This window comes from Altericroceibacterium endophyticum (genome assembly GCF_009827595.1).
Lineage (GTDB): Bacteria > Pseudomonadota > Alphaproteobacteria > Sphingomonadales > Sphingomonadaceae > Altericroceibacterium > Altericroceibacterium endophyticum.
Window position 1 is genome coordinate 391,133 of record NZ_WTYT01000002.1, and the last position, 17,352, is coordinate 408,484.

Genomic DNA, 17,352 nt, shown 5'->3' on the forward strand with positions numbered 1-17,352 from the left:
ATTTTTACAGTTTGCGTTCCCATTCCAGATAGGTTTCCGGAATGCTCAGCGCATCCGTGGCGGCGCGCGTTTCACGCATGAACAGCAGCAGCGCAGCCATCAGGAAACCGATCGCCAGCATAAAAATCAGCGCGACCACAACCTGAATATCCAGCGCCGCAAATTCTTCGATAAACAGCAGGGCCACCACCAGGCCGACTGTCAGCGCGCTGAGCACGAGCAGCCGGATCGCCTGGCTGATCGTGCTGATGCGGCGATCCAGCAGGCGGATCTCGCGCACGATCGCATCATGCTCCGGGCCTGATGTCGTCTCGTGCCGCTCCTGCAAAATGCGAGAGCGATCCACCACCCGACCGAGCCGCGTCGACAGAATATTCATGATATTACCAATCGCCACCAGCATGAAAACAGGCGCGAGAGCAAGCTGAATGGTTTGCGCGATCAACTGTTTTGGACCTTTCACTGACAGACAGAACTCGTTAATCCTTTTGCGGTAATTTTGGAACCTCACAAAGGTCCATGTATTTGAAAGAAATTGGATTCTGTTGGATAGGGCTTCGCGAGGGTCTCCCGATGGACGTAGTTATGGGATCGGGGCGCTTGGTCGAATATCAGAAGTCTTCTGACAGTTTGCGGCATGCTATGCGCGCAGCCACACGTGAAATGCACGATGTTCTGGATAATGGCATGGCCGATCTCGATCTGGCTGAGCCTGAGGACTATGCACGTTTTCTACGCTTCCAGCTCGGTGCCCGTGCTCCGATCGAGCGCTGGACCCGTGAAAACCTGCCCGTCGAAGACCGACTGCCCGAACAGATCCCGCTCTTGCTGGAAGACCTGACCGATCTGGGCAAACCCTTTTCGCTTCCCAATCGTACCTTCACATTGCCGGATGAAGCAGATCCGATTGGGCTTTCATGGGTGCTTGCGGGTTCTCACCTGGGCAATCGCGCGATGTTGGCGGATTTGCAGACGCGCAACACGCAGTCACTTCCCGTCCGTTTTCTGGATGATGATCGCATGATCCAGTTCTGGAAAGCGCTGAAACCAGAGCTTGAGCAATCCGTCAGCGCTCAGCGCCTGACCGCCGCGCTTTCCGCAGCCAAGGCCACCTTTGCATTCTTTCTCGAGACGATGCGCGCGCCGGGCAAGAGGCAAGCTGCATGAGCTCGACACAGAACTACACAGTCGACCTCACCAATTGTGACAAAGAACCCATTCACGAACTCGGACAGGTTCAGGCCTTCGGCGCGTTGATCGCCGTCACGAGTGATTTCAATATTGCGCGCATGTCGGCGAATATCGCCGATATATTGAGCCTGAGTACAAAACCCGAAATCGGGGATCGTCTGGCAACTGTTATCAGCGCGCATGCTTTGAGCATTTTGCGTGACCACTTACCGGCTGATGACGACGCGGATGCACAGGAACGTATATTCGGCGTCGCCTTGTTCGACGATCGCCGCCTGTTCGATGTCGCGCTGCACCAGTCAGGCCATCTGTTCGTGCTGGAGATCGAGCCGCACGATCCGAAAACCCAAGCCGATTGTATAAGCGTATTGCGTCCCATTCTCGCGCGTCTGGAAAAAACCGAGCTTGTCGAAGAACTCTGCGACATAGCAGCTAAGGAAATGCAGCGACTGCTCGGCTTTGACCGGGTCATGGTCTACCGTTTTCACGATGATCAGAGCGGCGAAGTCGTGGCCGAAGCCAGAAATGCGGACATCGGCAGTTTTCTGGGCCTGCGCTATCCCAAGACCGATATCCCGCAACAGGCGCGCAGCCTGTATCTGCGCAATCGTTTCCGCATTATCGCAGATGTGAATGCCGCGCCGATTGCCATCGAACCGACCACAGGCTTGCAGGGAGAACCGCTCGACCTGTCGCTTTCAACCCTGCGCGCCGTGTCGCCGATCCATATCGAATACCTCAAAAATATGGGTGTCGGTGCGTCTCTGTCGATTTCGATCATTGTGCGCGGTAAATTATGGGGCCTTTTCGCCTGCCATCATTACTCACCGCGCCCCCTGCCCTATTCGCTGAGGACTGCGGCGGAGCTGTTTTCGCAGCTATTTTCGCTGAAGCTGGAGCTTACTCTGGCCGCAGCACGCACGCGGCTGGCCGATAAGGGGCGGCAATTGCATGACAGGCTGATGGCCCGTCTGGCAAGCGGCGGCTCACTGGTCGAGAACCTGGCGACGATCGACCAGATTATCGGCTCGGTCATTCCGCATGACGGCTCCAGCGCCTTTATCGATGATTCCTATAAGGGGCGTGGGTCCGCGCCCAGTGAAGAGGAATTTCGTGCGCTGATCCCCACGCTGAACACCGGCTCGACCAGCCAGATCATCAGCACCGATGAAATCAGCAAGATGATCCCCGCCGCCGAGGCATTTGCCGATCGCGCAGTCGGGGCGCTGGTCATCCCGGTGTCGCGCCGACCGCGTGACTATCTTGTGCTGTGGCGGCGGGAATTGCAGCAGGTGGTGACCTGGGCGGGTAATCCTGACAAACCCGTGGAATCGGGCGCGGATGGTGTCCGGCTGAGCCCACGCAAAAGTTTTGCCGCGTGGCAGGAATCCGTCTCCGGTCGCAGCGCACCCTGGATGGAGGAAGAGCTCGCGATTGCCGAAGGGCTGCGCGTGTCGCTGCTGGAAGTAATTCTGCGCATTACCGATGAGGCGATGCAGGAACGCAGCCGGGCAAAAGAGCGGCAGGACCTGCTGATTGCGGAACTTAACCATCGTGTGCGCAATATCCTCACGCTGATCCGTTCTCTGGTCGGTCAATCACGCGGTGAGGCAAGCACAGTTGGCGAATTCGCCGATGTCATCGGCGGCCGCATCCGCGCGCTGTCGATGGCGCATGACAATATCACCCGCGAACAATGGCAACCCGCTTCGCTTCATGCTCTGATAACGGCAGAGGCAGAGGCGTATCTCACGGGCAAGGAAGACCGGGTCTCGATCATCGGCATTGACGCGTTGGTGGCGCCCGAAGCCTATACCGTGCTGGCACTGGTCCTGCATGAAATGATGACCAATTCGGCCAAATATGGCGCGCTATGCGACAGCACAGGCCGGCTTGAGATAACGACCGAGCTCAACGCCAATGGCGATTACGTGATCGACTGGCATGAATTTGATGGCCCACCGGTTCAGCCGCCCACACGCCGTGGTTTTGGTACGACAATCATCGAAAACTCAATTCCTTATGAATTGCGCGGCAAAGCGGATATTGATTACAAGCCGTCAGGTGTGGAGGCATGCTTTGTCATTCCATGTCGATATGTGAGCGGCAATGCAGGGGAAAACAGCGTGGACGGCAAGTCAGCCTCAGACAGTCCCTCACCAACGGTGAGTATCCCCGTGTCCTCGGGCGATAAACGTCATGTCCTGATCGTTGAAGACAGCATGATCATCGCACTCGATTCAGAGGAAATGCTTGAAAATCTTGGCATAGAGAGAATCAGCGTGGCCAGCTCTGTAGGCTCCGCGCTGGAAAGCATCGCCGAAGCACAGCCTCATTTTGCGCTGCTGGATTATAATCTCGGCAGTGAATCCAGCGATCCTGTGGCCAAGCAGCTGCATGAAGCCGGCATCCCGTTTTATTTCGCCACCGGCTATGGTGAGGCCATGGACGAAATCGCCAATTCCGGAGCGCTGGGTGTTCTCAAGAAGCCCTATTCTCAAGAGGATGTGGCCGAGGCCTTGCGCGCGGGCGGAATTCTGACCGACTGATCGCCCGGTGTTGCTTCAATACCAGGTCTGACGCCAGCGGAAGCGCCCCGGGATGGGGCGCCCCGCACCATCCAGCGCGGGTTCGAAACGGAAACGCTGCTGCGCCAGATCGCAGGTGATTGCATCCGCAGCAGGGTCGGGACTGGGGTCCAGTACATCACAGCGTGTGACGCGGCCATCTGCTCCGACCCGCAATTCGATGATAACATCATGCCCCCGGCGCAGATCGCGGGTTTCACGCGGGTAATCCCGCGCGCTGGTTATATTTCCGGCGATTTTGACAAGGCCGCGTGACACGCCCGCGCCCGGCCCGTTTCCGCCATCCCCGCTGCCCGTACCGTCACCCTCACCGGCAGCGCCGGTCCCATCCCCTTGCTCGGCCGCACCAGAGCGTGTTGCCGTGCCGGTTGAAGCCGCGACGGGTTTTGGTTCAACCGGGGCGCGGGTGATCGCCGGTTTGGGAGCAGCAACCTCCTGAGGAACCGCTTCTTTGCCCGGATCGCCACTGGCACCGGATTCCTGCTCTGCAGGCGGCTCAGCTTTTGGGTGAGGAGGATCGGGCTCCGCCACATCGACCGTCACGATGGCGGTCATCCGGTCAATTGCCTGAGCAGTAAGGTCAGGGGCAAAGGCGCGTATAAGTCCGGCGAAGGCGAGCAGGTGAAACCCCACCACCAGAGCAATCACCCGCCAATTGGGACGGCGTCGGGATTGTGCTGGGCCGGGCGTGATAGTGTCCTCCTGAAACGTCCTGAATCCTGAACCCTTCAAGGCCGGGAAATATCCGCATCTATTCAGCAAGGTACTGGACAGAACCCGTCACGCAGCGCAGGAGCCGTCATCCACCCTCCGTCATGGGACACAGCATCGGGAACATCCGCGGCATCAGCCGGGTTGCTGTATCAACGAGGATAGAATGTGAGCGACGCCCCGAGCGGCTCTGCGGGCCGCCTTATTCATTTGCTGAAGCTGATTGCCACCGGACCGCACGTCTTTTCGCTGGGGGCCTTGGCTGAGCGTGCGCAATTGCCAGCCAGCACGGTGCATCGCTTGCTGAAAGAGCTGTTGGTCGCCGGCTTTGTCGAACGCGGCACGGGCCAGCTTTATCGGCCGGGCCGCGAATTGCACCGTATGGCGTCGCAATTGGTAGCTCGGTTTGATCTTGTTCGCAGCGCCCGCCCTTTTCTTGACGATCTGGTGGCCAAGTGGCGCGAAACCGCTGTTCTGTGCGCCTATAGTCCGGTCAGCCGAAACGCCGTGATTGCCGATACGGCAGCCACCCCGCACCCCTTGCGCTTTACCGTCGAGGTGGGAGGCGAAATCTCTTTGGCCTGGGGCGCATTGGGGCGCGCCATTCTGGCTTTTCTGCCGCCTGGTGAAATAGAGGTGGTGATACGCGAAGCCAAAATAGGCCCCCTCAGCGGAAAGCCGCGCTCCCCCCGCCCCCAGATAGAAGCGGATCTGGATCAGATCAGGCAGCAGAACTATGCAAGATATTACGATCCGGAAAACGATATTGCGGGCATTGCCAGCCCCATTTTCGGGGTCAATGGCGAAGTGCTGGGCTGCATTGGCGTGACCATGCCGTCCAATCGCTATCAGCGTCACCTTGAAGATGATCTGGCCATTGCCACGCGTGAAGCAGGTCAGGAAGTCAGCAAATTGGCCGCGATCGCTTACAGCTAATCCTTTTGCCTATCCAACAGGTCCCAATTCTTCCTTAGCCCGCACTTGCAAATTCCGTATAATGGAATTTAGATTTCATAATATGGAATAAACTTGATCCGTACCATGCTTCCGGATTGAATAGATGCACCTGCCACACAGAGCAGGACTATTTGGGAGATGGACATGCAACACGATTATGCATGGATTCGAGGATCTACTTCTGCATTTGCATTAATAGTTTCAGCAATGGCTCCTGCCGCGATGGCACAAGAGACCGACGACCTCGCAGCGGATGAGGTCTATTCACCCGGCGCGCAGCAAATCGTCGTCACCGCACAATTTCGTGAACAGGACCTTCAGGATACACCGCTCGCCATTACGGCTGTGACCGGCGACATGCTCGCGGCGCGGGGACAAGTGAGCGTTGAAGATGTCGGCGCACAGGCCCCCAACGTGACCTTGCGCCAAAGCCCCGCCACCTATGGTCCGGCTATGGTCGCCTATATCAGAGGCGTGGGTCAGCGCGATTCCAGTTTCGCGCTTGAACCGGGCGTGGGCGTCTATGTCGATGATGTCTACCTGTCGACCGTTCACGGCTCGATGCTGGGCCTGCTGGATCTGGAGCGGGTGGAAATTCTGCGCGGGCCACAAGGCACTCTGGCCGGGATGAATTCCATCGGCGGCGCGATCAAGCTCTATTCCAAGAAACCGGATGGCCAAGGCGGCGGCTTCGCGGAACTGACCTATGGCAGTTATGACCGGCTGGAAGTAAAGGCCGCAGCGGATTTCGCACTGACCGATAAGCTCTTTGCCCGCATTTCCGGCGCATCAGTAAAGCGCGACGGCTTCGTGACCCGCTACGATTATGGCTGCACCCATCCCGATAGCGGAATTCCGTCCGTCACAACCAACACCGAAGATTGCAAATTGGGCACTGAAGGGGGCCGCGACTATACCGCTGGCAGGCTGGCCGTGCGGTGGGAACCGTCCGACCGGGTTTCGCTCGATATTGTCGGCGACATCACCCGCGATGATAGCGAAGTGGGCGCATCGACGCTGCTCTATGTCGGTCAAGCCGCTCCTCCGGGACAGCAGGTAACGGGTACATCGGATCAGGCAGCCTACTTCCTCAACGGAGTTCCGCTTGGCACCGCGTCAGGCTCGCAATTCATCACCTATTCGCCCTATGGCAATTTCGCGCTCGATGGCTTTTCCGACAGCCCCTATGTTTCTTATGAAACCTATATCGATCTTGATCCGCGGGATGGGTCTGCCCCCTGGCAGGCACCGCTGAAATCGGCGGTCAACAATTGGGGCCTGTCCGCCAGTCTCAATGTTGAGCTGTCCGACAATCTCGCCCTCACATCGATCACCGCCTATCGCGATTATGATGGCGTTTTTTCTTCAGCCGACGGCACGCCCCTGACACCGGGACAAGTCGCCAATGATATTTTCAACCATCAGTTCAGTCAGGAAGTGCGCCTCTCTGGCCAGTTTGCCGACATCGTGAATGTCACCGTCGGCGGCATGTATCTCCACAAGCGCAGCCAGAATATTTCACGCGTCACGCTGGCAACGCTCAATTTCATGGAAAACAATGTCATCCCGTCCACCACCTGGGCCGCTTTCGCCAATGCGGATCTGGCCTTGACGGATCGGCTCACGGTGGGCGGCGGCATCCGCTACACCGACATGAAGAAGACCTTCAAATATGGCCGCGGCGGGATTCCGGGGTCGGATTTGGATGGCGCGCCTCCGCCCCAGATTGCCGGGCTCGACGGCGTGGAAAGCACCTTCAAGGGTGACAATGTCGATTTTCGCGGGGTGGTTCAGTATCGCTGGACTGACAATCTGATGACCTATGGCCAGATTTCCACGGGCTTCAAAGGCGGCGGTGCCAATCAGCGGCCCTTCACGCCCAGTCAGGCCATTCCCCATCAACCCGAAACCCTCACCGCTTATGAAGTCGGCTTCAAAAGCGAACTGTTTGACCGGATGATGCGCCTTAATGTCAGCGGCTTCATCAACAAATATGATGATATTCTGGTGTCCGTCACCACCTGCCCGGAAGGTGTCATACCGCGCAACCCGTGCGCTCTGCCGATCAATGCCGGGAAAGCGACCGTAAAAGGGTTTGAAGTCGAAACGACGATCGAACCTGTGGAAGGATTGCTGATCGACGCATCGCTCGCTTATCTCGATTTCAAATATACCCAGATGAGCGAACTCGCGGTCGCTTCCGGTGTCGGCCTGGAGGATGAAGGCCAATATGCGATGCCATGGCAATGGAGCATCGGCGCACAATACCAGATCGATCTCGGCTCCGTCGGAACACTGACCCCGCGGGTCGATGTCAATTTTGACGATAGCTTCAACCGCAACGCCAACAATGTCGATGCCGCCACCGGCGGCAAGGACATCTTCGGTCAGATCGACAGCCGGACGCTTTTAAACGCGCGCCTCACCTATGAAACGGTGGACGGCGACTGGATGCTGGCGCTCGAAGCCAAGAACCTGACCGACAAGCTCTATTACACCGATGTTTTTGACAATCGCGGCTCCACCAGCGTGGTCCAGGGTTCGCCCGGCCAACCGCGCACCTTTGCCGTCAGCATAAAGCGTCGCTTCTGATTCCCAGACGGGAGAATGCCGGGCGCTATCGGCCGCATTCTCCCGCCAACTCCAATGAAAGTGCCTGATATGAATTCCAAGACCTCTCATGCACCGATCGTGTCCGGTCGCCCCATGCCCGAGTTCAAACGTATCGGCGTCGAACCCATCAGTGGCGCATGCGGATGCGAAATCTCCGGTGTGGATCTTCGCCAGCCACTGGATGAAGAAACGCTGGCTGAAGTGATGCTGGCCTTCGAACATTTCCTCGTCATCGTGTTCCGCGATCAGGATCTGACACCGGACCAGCACCGGGCCTTCTCGAACTATTTCGGGGCCCTCACCGAATTGCCGCAGGCCCCGATCTATGACGGCAACCGCGACATGCAGGAAGTGCGCCGTGAAGCGGATGAGCCGGAAAATGTCGTGCCCTCCTTTGAGCATTTCCACACGGACAGCCCGTTCCTGCGCCAGCCGCCACTCTGCATTGTCATGCGCGCGCTGGAGGTGCCGCGCTGGGGCGGGGACACGGCCTTTTCAAACGCCTATCTGATCTATGAAAGCCTGTCCGATGCGATGAAGGAGCTGCTCGACGGGCTGGAAGTGGTCTATTCCGGGGCAGATATCTGGTCGAAGAATGAAAAGCTCGCGCCGGATAAACGGCTGAGGCTGCGTGAGAGCCATGATTTCACCGAGGATGAGCTGACCAATATCCACCCTGCGGTGCGCGTCCACCCGCGAACCGGGCGCAAGGCCGTGTTTGCCACGCGCGCTTATTTCAAACATTTCGTCGGCTGGACCGAAGACGAAAGCAGAGCGCTGCTCGACTATATCCAGTCCCTCGCGCAGCAGCTCCATTTTCATTGCCGGGTGAAGTGGCAGAAGGACACGCTGATCGTGTGGGATAACCGCTTCTCGCTGCACCGGGGTGTGCATGATTTCAAATATGAAAAGCGTCACCTCATCCGCACGACGATCGAGGGCGAGAAACCGCTTGGCCCCAAGGACTGATGTGCCTGACCAATATGCCTGAAGATTAAACCAGAGCCGCCGAAAAGGCGGCCACATGGGAGGGAGAGCCAATTATGAAAGTCAGTTCCGCCATTGCCGAAATACTCCAGCGTGAAGGCGTGGATGTCATCTTCGGTTATCCGCGCAACGCCGTGCTGGAAACTGCCGCCGAGCTGGGCATACGCCCCATATTCGTACGGCAGGAACGCACCGGGGTGCATATGGCAGATGCCCTGTCGCGCCTGACGCGAGGAAAGCGCATGGGAGTGTTTGCCATGCAGCACGGTCCGGGAACCGAAAACGCCTATGGCGGGGTGGCGCAGGCCTATTCGGAAAGCGTGCCCGTTCTGGTTTTGCCGCAAGGTTATGACCGGCGGATCGCGCATGTTCCCGACAATTACAATGCGTCCATCTCCATGCGGGATGTTTCCAAACATGCCGAACCCATCACGGTCGCATCCGAAACCGCGAACATTCTGCGCCGCGCGTTCACACAGCTTCGCAATGGCAGGCTGCGCCCGGTCATCGTGGAAATGCCGCGCGACGTGCTGGGTGAGGATATTGGTGACACTCTGGATTACACGCCCGTCGTCTCCACCCGGAGCGGACCTGATCCCGAAGCCATTCGTCAGGCAGCGAAGATGCTGGTGGAAGCCAGTCGGCCCGTCATTCATGCCGGGCAAGGCGTTCACTGGGCCAATGCCTATGCCCCCCTTCGCGAATTGGCCGAATTGCTTGCCGCGCCTGTCTCCACCTCGCTGGAAGGCAAGAGCACATTTGACGAAACGCACCCGCTGGCGCTGGGTTCTGGCGGGGCAGCCATTCCGGGACAATTGCGCCACTTCCTCAACCATTCCGATGTGATTTTCGGCATTGGCTGCAGCTTCGCGCAAACCGATTTCGGCGTCTCCATGCCGGAAGGCAAACGCGTGATCCACGCCACGCTCGACCCCGCCGATTTCAACAAGAAAGTCACCTGCGAGCTGGCTTTGATGGGGGATGCCGCGCTGACCCTGTCGATGCTGGTCGAGGCCTGCCGCACGCTGATCAAGGAGCCGCGTGATCCGGCCCCGGTTGCGGAAGAAATCGCTCGGGTAGAGCGTGAATGGCTGAGCGAATGGGTGCCGCTGCTCACCAGTGAGGATGCGCCGATTTCCCCCTACCGCGTTTTGTGGGATCTGCAGCAGGAGGTGGATGTCGCTAACACGATCATCACCCATGATGCCGGTAGCCCGCGCGATCAATTGTCGCCTTTCTGGAAGACCACGCAGCCGCTGACCTATCTGGGGTGGGGCAAGAGCACGCAGCTGGGTTACGGTCTGGGTCTGGCAATGGGCGCCAAGTTCGCCTGTCCCGATAAATTGTGCATCAATGTCTGGGGCGATGCGGCGATCGGCTTCACCGGCATGGATTTCGAAACGGCCGTTCGCGAAAAGCTGCCGATCCTCTCCATCCTGCTGAACAACCATTCCATGGCCATCGAATTGCCGCAGATGCCAGCCGCGACGGAGAAGTTCCGCTCGACCGATATTTCTGGCCATTACGCAGATTTTGCCAAGGCCCTGGGCGGTTATGGGGAGCGGGTCACAGATCCCGCCGATATTCGTGCCGCGATCAGGCGCGGGATCGAAGCCACGGAACGCGGCCAGGCGGCCTTGCTCGAGTTCATGACCACCAAGGAAACAAGGGCTTCACGGCTGTGACGGGCATGGCAGAAGAGCAAAAGGAACCCTGGCCCTGGCATGCCACGTGGCCACTGATCATCCTCACCCTGATCTCCACCTTCAACTATCTTGACCGATCGCTGCTTGGTCTTGCCCTGCCGGCGATCAAGCAGGAAATGCACGTATCTGACACAGTGCTGGGCCTGATTTCCGGCCTCGCCTTTGTGGTCGTCTATTCGCTGCTGGGGGTTCCGGTGGCCTGGTTGGCGGACCGGCACAATCGCCGCAACATCATCGCTGCTGGCCTTGCTGTATGGAGCTTGATGACTGCCTTCACCGGCTTCGTCAGCAATATCTGGCAGCTGGCCATGGCGCGTTTCATCATGGGCGCAGGGGAATCCTGCGGTGCCGCGCCATCCAATTCGATGCTGGCAGATTACTTCCCCGCTGGCAGACGCCCACTTGCTCTGGCCTTATATGGCCTAGCGCCGACCCTTTCCTTTGCCTTGTTCTTTCCACTGGCGGGCTGGATCGCGGAACATCAGGGCTGGCGCATCATGTTCATGGCCGCAGGTGTGCCGGGAATAGGCATCGCCATCCTTTTCCTGCTTACCGTGCGCGAACCCAAACGCACCGCCGGACCAAGCGGAAGAACCATCAAGCCATCGGCATCCATGGTGCTGGATCTCAAGGCACTGTTCTCCAATCGCTGCTTCGTCTGGATGTTCGTGGGCGTCACTTTCATGGGCGCAAATGTCTGGGCAGCAGGGGCATGGACGCCCACTTTCTTCGCCCGCGTGCATGATATGGGCATGGCCGAAGCATCGGTGGTCATCGGCCCTGCGCGCGGTATTCTGGGCGCCATCGGCGTGTTGGCCGGTGGCTTCATCGTGGACCGGCTGCGGCGTGACCGGCTGAGCTGGCGCATTACCATCCCGGCACTCGCCTGCGCCGCTGTCGGCCCGGCAGAGGCGCTGTTTCTTCTGGGAGACAGTAAAACCATATGGGTCGCCGGATTTGCGGCTGCCAGTTTCTTCACCCTCATCCATCAAGGGCCGATCTATGCTGCGGTCGTCAATGTCGTGAACAGCCGCCGGCGGGCGTTGGCAATCTCGGTCATCCTGCTGGGCGCTGGTCTGATCGGGAATATCGTCGGCCCGACCGCGGTGGGCATATTGAATGATGCGCTGCACCCGACCTTGGGCGATCACGCGATCCGTTATTCCATGCTGATGATCGCCTTAACCCCTGTTCTGGCTGCACTGTGCTTTTATCGCGCATCTTTTTTCTATGCCGAAGCTCTGGAGCATCATGAGGATTAGGCTCAGGGTCCGTTGATTGGTGAAAAACCAAACAGATGGCACCATCCAGCAGGGCACAACAGGTGCACAGCCGGATGGTGCTCATTCTGGATGGAAGGTTAGTCTGAAAGGTCTTCGGAACGATACACTTCACGGCCGCCCACCAGAGTCAGCAAGACCCGCGTATCAGCGATCTGGTCTGACGGAATGGCAGTCAGGTCACGGTCTATCACGATGAGATCGGCATATTTGCCCGGTTCGAGCGATCCCACCCGGTCTTCCATATTGAGCGAATAGGCCGCGTTGATGGTGAAGGCACGAATAGCGGTGGCAATGTCCAGTCCCGGATCATCACCCAGATGGCCATCGTAGCGCCGTTCAGTCGGGTCAGGATTTTCCCGGGTCACCGCGATCTGCATCGCCAGCCATTCGTCCAGTTTCTCGATCGGCCAGTCACTTCCAAAAGCGATCCGCGCGCCTGCTGCATGGAACTTGCCTGCCGTCTCGACAAAGGGAGCCCGCTCCGGCCCCATTTGCGGCACGAGCGCATCCACCGTGTCGGGCGCGGGCTTGCCCCATTGCAGCGACAATACGGGAATTGCATCGAGCTGTGCGAAGCGCGGATAATCCTTCGGATCGATCACTTCATCATGCGCCAGACCCGGGCGGAAGCTGGGGGCATCATGGCTTCTACGCACGGTTTCGATTGCGTTGAGCGTAACCTTGATGGCCTTGTCCCCCGTCGTATGCATATGCGCAGAGAGCCCCCGCGACACGAGCGCATCGAGAATTCGGGTCAGCTCGGCTTCGTCGAAATACAGCGAACCGGTCTTGTCGCCCGGTGCCCATTGCGGGTGGTCGTGCGACCCGGAATTTTGAAAATAGGGGGCGACCATGGCGCCGGTCTGGGCCGGGGCCTGAACCACGCCGTCCACGAATAGCTTGGCTCGGTCTATGACCAGCCCCGGCGCCTGGGCGCTGCCTGCCAGCCGGTAGCGCGCAGCAAGATCGGTAATGTGCGCGGCAGCCTGATCGGGCTGTGCTGCCTCATCGGGTGACAGTTTCACAGCGAACACAGATCGGGCGGTCAGACCACCCTCTTCGTGCAAATCTGCCCACGCTTCCATGTCGGCGACCCGGGCGGAGGCATTCAGAAGAGTGGTCACCCCTTGGGAATTGACCGCCTGAACAGCAGCGCGTGCGTTGGCCAGATTGATCTGCCGCTGGGCCTCTTCAGACGGTGTAGGGGCAGCTTCGATGACCTGCCACATCGCACCATCGAGGAAGATTCCGGTCGCCTCCCCATTCTCATCGCGCACGATCTCGCCATCGCTGGGATTGGGCGTGTCGCCGGTGATACCAGCGGCGGCCATGGCAGCGGAATTGCCGGCCATGGTATGGAAGTCGCTGGCCTGGACGACCACGGGGCGATCGGTCGGCAAGCGGTCGAGTATTTCCGCCGTCAAATCTGCACCGGCCGGCTGCGTTGCCTGGCGGAACCATGCCTGCACCCGCAACCAGTCACCCGGCGCGGCATCGCTGTCTTCTTTCAGACAGGCGGTAATTCGCTGCAATATCTGGTCAATTGTCAGCGGTTCATAGTCGAGGCTGCACGCGGTCAGCATGGCGCCACCCGCCAGCGGGTGCATATGGCCATCGATCAGCCCCGGCAGGACCATCCGTTCGTGCAAATCCATGCGCCGGGTTTCCGGCCCGACCAGTGGAGCGATTTCCGCCTCGCTGCCCGTTGCAATGATCAGACCATCGCGGATCGCAATGGCTTCATGGACGCTGTTGGTCGCATCGACGGTATAGACCTTGCCATTCGTCAGAACCAGATCGGCAGAAGGAACGGCCGCCTCAACGATGGCGCCGTCCCGCGGGTTGCTCACGGTGGTACAGGCGGAGGCCATCAATGTAGCGGCGGCAAGGGCTCCAAATCGGGCAGGCCAGGCAGCTATCCAGTCCGGCTTTTTCATAATTTCCTCTCGTATTCTTTATATTATTGGCAGCGAATCCGGACGCTAGACGCGTACATCCGAAAAAGAAACTGCTTGAGTAATCAAGCTTTCAGAATATGGTTTGCCGGGACGCACCTCATTCGAGCGGCCACAATCAAGCTGGCCCCAATGCTGAAGGGAAATAGGATGTACGAGAGGAAACGCATGTATGGCGCAGGCCGCGCAGCTCTGCTGGCGGCAACGGCGGCGCTATCGCTGGCCTGCACCGGCACGGCATTTGCACAGGACAGCACAGATTCTGCAGCAAGTGAGCCCACGCCTGCCATTCAGGAACTGCGCAGGATCTTCATGAATGATTCGATCAATGCCCTGACCTTTCACAGCATCGATTCGATCTTTCACACTCTCCCCGTGAAAGCAGGGAAAAACGTATCTCCCTTATCGCGCGACGAACATCCGCTGAATTTCACCTATGATTTTCAGGGGGAGACATACACGCCGGAGCAATTCCTCGAGCGTACCTACACCAATGCTCTTCTGGTCATGAAGGAGGGCGATATCATTTATGAAAACTATCGGAACTTCACCGGTCCCGACACGCATTTTCTGTCGATGTCCATGGCCAAGTCGATCACGTCGATTCTGGTCGGTGCCGCGCTAGAAGACGGCTATATCAAATCGCTGGATGACACAGTGGAAACCTATGTTCCCGAATTGATCGGCACGGCCTATGAAGGGGCCACGGTGGAGGATCTGCTCGAGATGAAATCGGGCGCCAATCGCCCGGATTCCTATCGCCCTGAACCCGGCACGCCGTCCGCCAAATTGCGCGAGGAAATCCTCGTCTACAACCGGCGGCGCATTGTCGAGGAGGCTTTCACGGTCGACAAGATCGCAGAGCCGGGCACGATCTTCCAATATTCCACGCTCAACACCAATCTGCTGGGCTGGATATTGGAAAAGGCAACCGGAAAGCCGATCGATCAATATATGAGCGAACGCGTGTGGATTCCGCTGGGCGCACAGGCGGACGGTTTTTTCCTGACCGATGGCCCTCCCGGTGTAGGCCGCTCCACCAATGGCATGGGTTTCAATGCGACCCTGAGGGATTATGCCCGTCTCGGACAGATGATGCTGCATGAAGGGCACGTCGGCGACCGCCAGATCATTTCCCCGGAATGGGTCCGGACATCGACTGTCACCACGGGGCCAGAACCGGTTTCAGCTGATGAACACTGGGGCTATCGCTACCAATGGTGGACGCTGGCGGATTCCAACGCCTACATGGCGCTCGGACTGCAGGGTCAGTTCATTTATGTCGATCCGGACACCGAGACTGTAGTCGTAAAACTGAGCTACCTTCCTCTGGCCACTGCCGAGGCAGGCTATCTGGAAAGCGACGCATTCTTTCGCGCCGTGTCCGACTGGGAGCCGGCCAAGCCGTAGAACCGGTCAATAAGGGGCGAGACAGCGTGATTAAACTGTCTCGCCGCCCCCAGAATGGCGCCCTCTTCAGAGCAGGCATCCACGAAATCGCACCATCACTCGACCACGAAATAGTGAATGCGATTGGCACCGGGAATCTTCTCAGCCACACCCACAAAGACATGGCGCGCCAGCCAGTCATGCGGGCCCTCGGCTACATCGAATTTGGGCGTGACCCGCATGTAATATTCGTGCGGCTCTGCCGGTTCGTTACGCGCCATGCGTTCGGCCACTTCCTCGGTATATGCCCAGCGATAGCCACGGTTCTGCATATAGATCACAGTCCCGTCGTCCAGTTCCAGCATGTAGCGGGCATCGAAATCGAGCACCCCATCGGGGCGCAACAAGGGCCAGTCACCGCCGCTCATGGGGATGACCCTGCCCGCAATGCCCGGGCCTTCGATCGTCCCGTCCAGGGCATACACTCCCGCACGTGTCGCGCCTTGGGACGTCGGCTTGAGCCAGTATGGCTTCCCAAGCGTCAGCGCGATGGAAAAAGCAAAACGAAATTGCGGGGTAAAAGCCTGCCAGTCAGTCATTCGGAAATTCCCTTCCATAGCTGGGGTTACAGCATATTGCTTGATTAATCATATATTATGCTGCACGAAGGTTGCAAGCGCAATGGCATCATAAAATGCCAGACTGGCGGAGGAGGATGAGACTGTGCAGGATAATCAATCGCTCGATCTGAAATTCGAACATGCGTTCGACATACGCATTAATTTCGACCGGCGCTGGACCACGGGTGCCATTCACGAGGGCGGCCCAAACCACGGTTACACCTCAATCGGCGAAAATTCGCTGGTAAGCGGTCCCAGACTTTCAGGGAAACTGGTCGATTACAGCGGCGCCGACTGGCCTGTGATGCGGACCGACGGTGTCGTTGAGCTCAATGCCCATTACATGATCGAAGCCGACGATGGGGCGCTCATCTACATCCGCAATCTGGGTTACGTACATGGCAAGCTTGAGCGACCGGGAAAGGAAGCCATTGGGTCATACTTTCGTTGCACGCCCTATTTCCGGGCCCCTGACGGGCCCCATGAATGGCTCAACCGGACTGTGATTGTCGGCGTCGGACAACGCAGGCCGCAAATCGGCCCGGACGGTGAACCCGATCATTCGATTTTCCGCTACTACGCGGTGGTGTGAACAGCTTTCCCGAGCGTGGTCACATGCCGGGCGGTCAGGTCGACGAACCGTCTTTCAACATGCCCTTCAGCTGCGTTCCGATACGCATCAGAAGATCATCCAGCGTGGCGCGTTCATCCGCAGAAAGGTCGCACAGCAGTTCCTCGTGAAACGCGCTTCGCCGTTCCTGCGTCTCACGATACTGCACCCGCCCGGCCTCCGTGAGCGAAACGATGGAAGCGCGCCTGTCAGCGGGGTTTCTCTTTCGCTCTAGCAGCCCCCGGCCCACCAGGGACGTGACGGCGCGGCTCACTTCAGCAAAATCCACCCAGGCAAGTTCGGCTACCTGGCCCGCAGTGCCTCCATCCGGCATCGTCGCAAACCGGGCAAGAACCCGCCATTCGGCATAGGTCATCTCATCCTGTTCCAGCAGCTGGCGAATTGTCAGACGGTCCATGATCTTGGCAAGCAGGCCCATCCGGAAGGTCGGGTAATCCAGCCGATCCATCTTCCAGCCCGCCAGTTGCGTGGCCGAATTCTCCGTGCCGTCCGTTGCTGCGCCTGCCCCGTTTTTGGCGGAACCGGCTTTCTTCGATGTCACCATTTCTTGTCCCGATGCGGCAGCCCCAACTGCCCTTCACGCTTATTTTGCCGATAGTCGTTTCTCAAGCAATGATTCACCGGCCGCACAATGACAACATGAAATTGCTTGCCTTCGCGATATAGCTTGATTAATCAAGTTTTGAAGATGAACATTCAAGCAGGCGCAGTCCGAACCGGG

Annotated in this window: 14 protein-coding genes; 9 read left to right on the forward strand and 5 right to left on the reverse strand. The window is 58.4% G+C overall.

Features of this window, described 5'->3' with window-relative positions; genetic code table 11:
- Window positions 1-4 precede the first annotated feature (4 nt).
- Window positions 5-463 (reverse strand): DUF2721 domain-containing protein, encoded by a 459-nt coding sequence (locus GRI91_RS05860; RefSeq protein WP_337190328.1) that lies wholly within the window; start codon window positions 461-463, stop codon window positions 5-7.
- A 110-nt stretch (window positions 464-573) separates the two neighbouring features.
- Here GRI91_RS05860 and GRI91_RS05865 point away from each other — a divergent pair, with 110 nt between their 5' ends.
- A complete protein-coding gene (locus tag GRI91_RS05865; RefSeq protein WP_160735685.1) occupies window positions 574-1,167 on the forward strand; it encodes a biliverdin-producing heme oxygenase in 594 nt (197 codons plus the stop codon).
- Window positions 1,164-3,740 (forward strand): HWE histidine kinase domain-containing protein, encoded by a 2,577-nt coding sequence (locus GRI91_RS05870; RefSeq protein ID WP_160735686.1) that lies wholly within the window; start codon window positions 1,164-1,166, stop codon window positions 3,738-3,740. The genes GRI91_RS05865 and GRI91_RS05870 overlap by 4 nt, the downstream gene beginning before the upstream one ends.
- Window positions 3,741-3,755: 15 nt before the next feature.
- Here GRI91_RS05870 and GRI91_RS16230 read toward each other — a convergent pair whose 3' ends face one another.
- Window positions 3,756-4,415 (reverse strand): TonB family protein, encoded by a 660-nt coding sequence (locus GRI91_RS16230; RefSeq protein ID WP_337190329.1) that lies wholly within the window; start codon window positions 4,413-4,415, stop codon window positions 3,756-3,758.
- Between the two features lie 243 nt (window positions 4,416-4,658).
- On the opposite strand from GRI91_RS16230, the gene GRI91_RS05880 reads away from it, so the two are divergent.
- From GRI91_RS05880 to GRI91_RS05900, 5 genes are all read left to right on the forward strand, one after another.
- A complete protein-coding gene (locus tag GRI91_RS05880) occupies window positions 4,659-5,426 on the forward strand; it encodes an IclR family transcriptional regulator domain-containing protein (RefSeq protein WP_160735687.1) in 768 nt (255 codons plus the stop codon).
- Between the two features lie 243 nt (window positions 5,427-5,669).
- Window positions 5,670-8,039: a TonB-dependent receptor gene (locus GRI91_RS05885; protein WP_160735688.1), complete on the forward strand. Its 2,370-nt coding sequence runs from the start codon at window positions 5,670-5,672 to the stop codon at window positions 8,037-8,039.
- A gap of 69 nt (window positions 8,040-8,108) precedes the next feature.
- Window positions 8,109-9,029: a TauD/TfdA dioxygenase family protein gene (locus GRI91_RS05890; protein WP_160735689.1), complete on the forward strand. Its 921-nt coding sequence runs from the start codon at window positions 8,109-8,111 to the stop codon at window positions 9,027-9,029.
- Between the two features lie 74 nt (window positions 9,030-9,103).
- Window positions 9,104-10,732, forward strand: coding sequence for a thiamine pyrophosphate-requiring protein (locus GRI91_RS05895; RefSeq protein WP_160735690.1), 1,629 nt, complete (start codon window positions 9,104-9,106; stop codon window positions 10,730-10,732).
- A 5-nt stretch (window positions 10,733-10,737) separates the two neighbouring features.
- Window positions 10,738-12,015: a spinster family MFS transporter gene (locus GRI91_RS05900; protein WP_160735691.1), complete on the forward strand. Its 1,278-nt coding sequence runs from the start codon at window positions 10,738-10,740 to the stop codon at window positions 12,013-12,015.
- A gap of 98 nt (window positions 12,016-12,113) precedes the next feature.
- Here the strand turns inward: GRI91_RS05900 and GRI91_RS05905 are convergent, their stop codons facing one another.
- Window positions 12,114-13,973: an amidohydrolase gene (locus GRI91_RS05905; protein ID WP_160735692.1), complete on the reverse strand. Its 1,860-nt coding sequence runs from the start codon at window positions 13,971-13,973 to the stop codon at window positions 12,114-12,116.
- Between the two features lie 168 nt (window positions 13,974-14,141).
- Between GRI91_RS05905 and GRI91_RS05910 the strand changes: the two genes are divergently transcribed.
- The gene (locus GRI91_RS05910; RefSeq protein ID WP_160735693.1) at window positions 14,142-15,401 is read left to right on the forward strand and encodes a serine hydrolase domain-containing protein; all 1,260 of its coding nucleotides are present in this window, start codon (window positions 14,142-14,144) and stop codon (window positions 15,399-15,401) included.
- 95 nt (window positions 15,402-15,496) lie between these two features.
- On the opposite strand, the gene GRI91_RS05915 is transcribed toward GRI91_RS05910, so the two are convergent.
- Entirely contained in the window at window positions 15,497-15,979 is a 483-nt protein-coding gene (locus tag GRI91_RS05915; protein ID WP_160735694.1) for a DUF3237 family protein, read from the reverse strand.
- Between the two features lie 124 nt (window positions 15,980-16,103).
- On the opposite strand from GRI91_RS05915, the gene GRI91_RS05920 reads away from it, so the two are divergent.
- Window positions 16,104-16,592: a DUF3237 family protein gene (locus GRI91_RS05920; protein ID WP_160735695.1), complete on the forward strand. Its 489-nt coding sequence runs from the start codon at window positions 16,104-16,106 to the stop codon at window positions 16,590-16,592.
- A gap of 34 nt (window positions 16,593-16,626) precedes the next feature.
- Here the strand turns inward: GRI91_RS05920 and GRI91_RS05925 are convergent, their stop codons facing one another.
- A complete protein-coding gene (locus GRI91_RS05925; protein WP_160735696.1) occupies window positions 16,627-17,175 on the reverse strand; it encodes a MarR family winged helix-turn-helix transcriptional regulator in 549 nt (182 codons plus the stop codon).
- Between the last annotated feature and the right edge of the window lie 177 nt (window positions 17,176-17,352).

Coding starts and splice junctions, on each gene's coding strand:
- GRI91_RS05870 (WP_160735686.1), top strand. CDS start 1,164: ATGAGCTCGACACAGAACTACACAGTCGACCTCACCAATTGTGACAAA.
- GRI91_RS05905 (WP_160735692.1), bottom strand. CDS start 13,973: ATGAAAAAGCCGGACTGGATAGCTGCCTGGCCTGCCCGATTTGGAGCC.
- GRI91_RS05915 (WP_160735694.1), bottom strand. CDS start 15,979: ATGACTGACTGGCAGGCTTTTACCCCGCAATTTCGTTTTGCTTTTTCC.
- GRI91_RS05925 (WP_160735696.1), bottom strand. CDS start 17,175: ATGGTGACATCGAAGAAAGCCGGTTCCGCCAAAAACGGGGCAGGCGCA.
- GRI91_RS05910 (WP_160735693.1), top strand. CDS start 14,142: ATGTACGAGAGGAAACGCATGTATGGCGCAGGCCGCGCAGCTCTGCTG.
- GRI91_RS05890 (WP_160735689.1), top strand. CDS start 8,109: ATGAATTCCAAGACCTCTCATGCACCGATCGTGTCCGGTCGCCCCATG.
- GRI91_RS05865 (WP_160735685.1), top strand. CDS start 574: ATGGACGTAGTTATGGGATCGGGGCGCTTGGTCGAATATCAGAAGTCT.
- GRI91_RS05885 (WP_160735688.1), top strand. CDS start 5,670: ATGGCACAAGAGACCGACGACCTCGCAGCGGATGAGGTCTATTCACCC.
- GRI91_RS05895 (WP_160735690.1), top strand. CDS start 9,104: ATGAAAGTCAGTTCCGCCATTGCCGAAATACTCCAGCGTGAAGGCGTG.
- GRI91_RS05900 (WP_160735691.1), top strand. CDS start 10,738: ATGGCAGAAGAGCAAAAGGAACCCTGGCCCTGGCATGCCACGTGGCCA.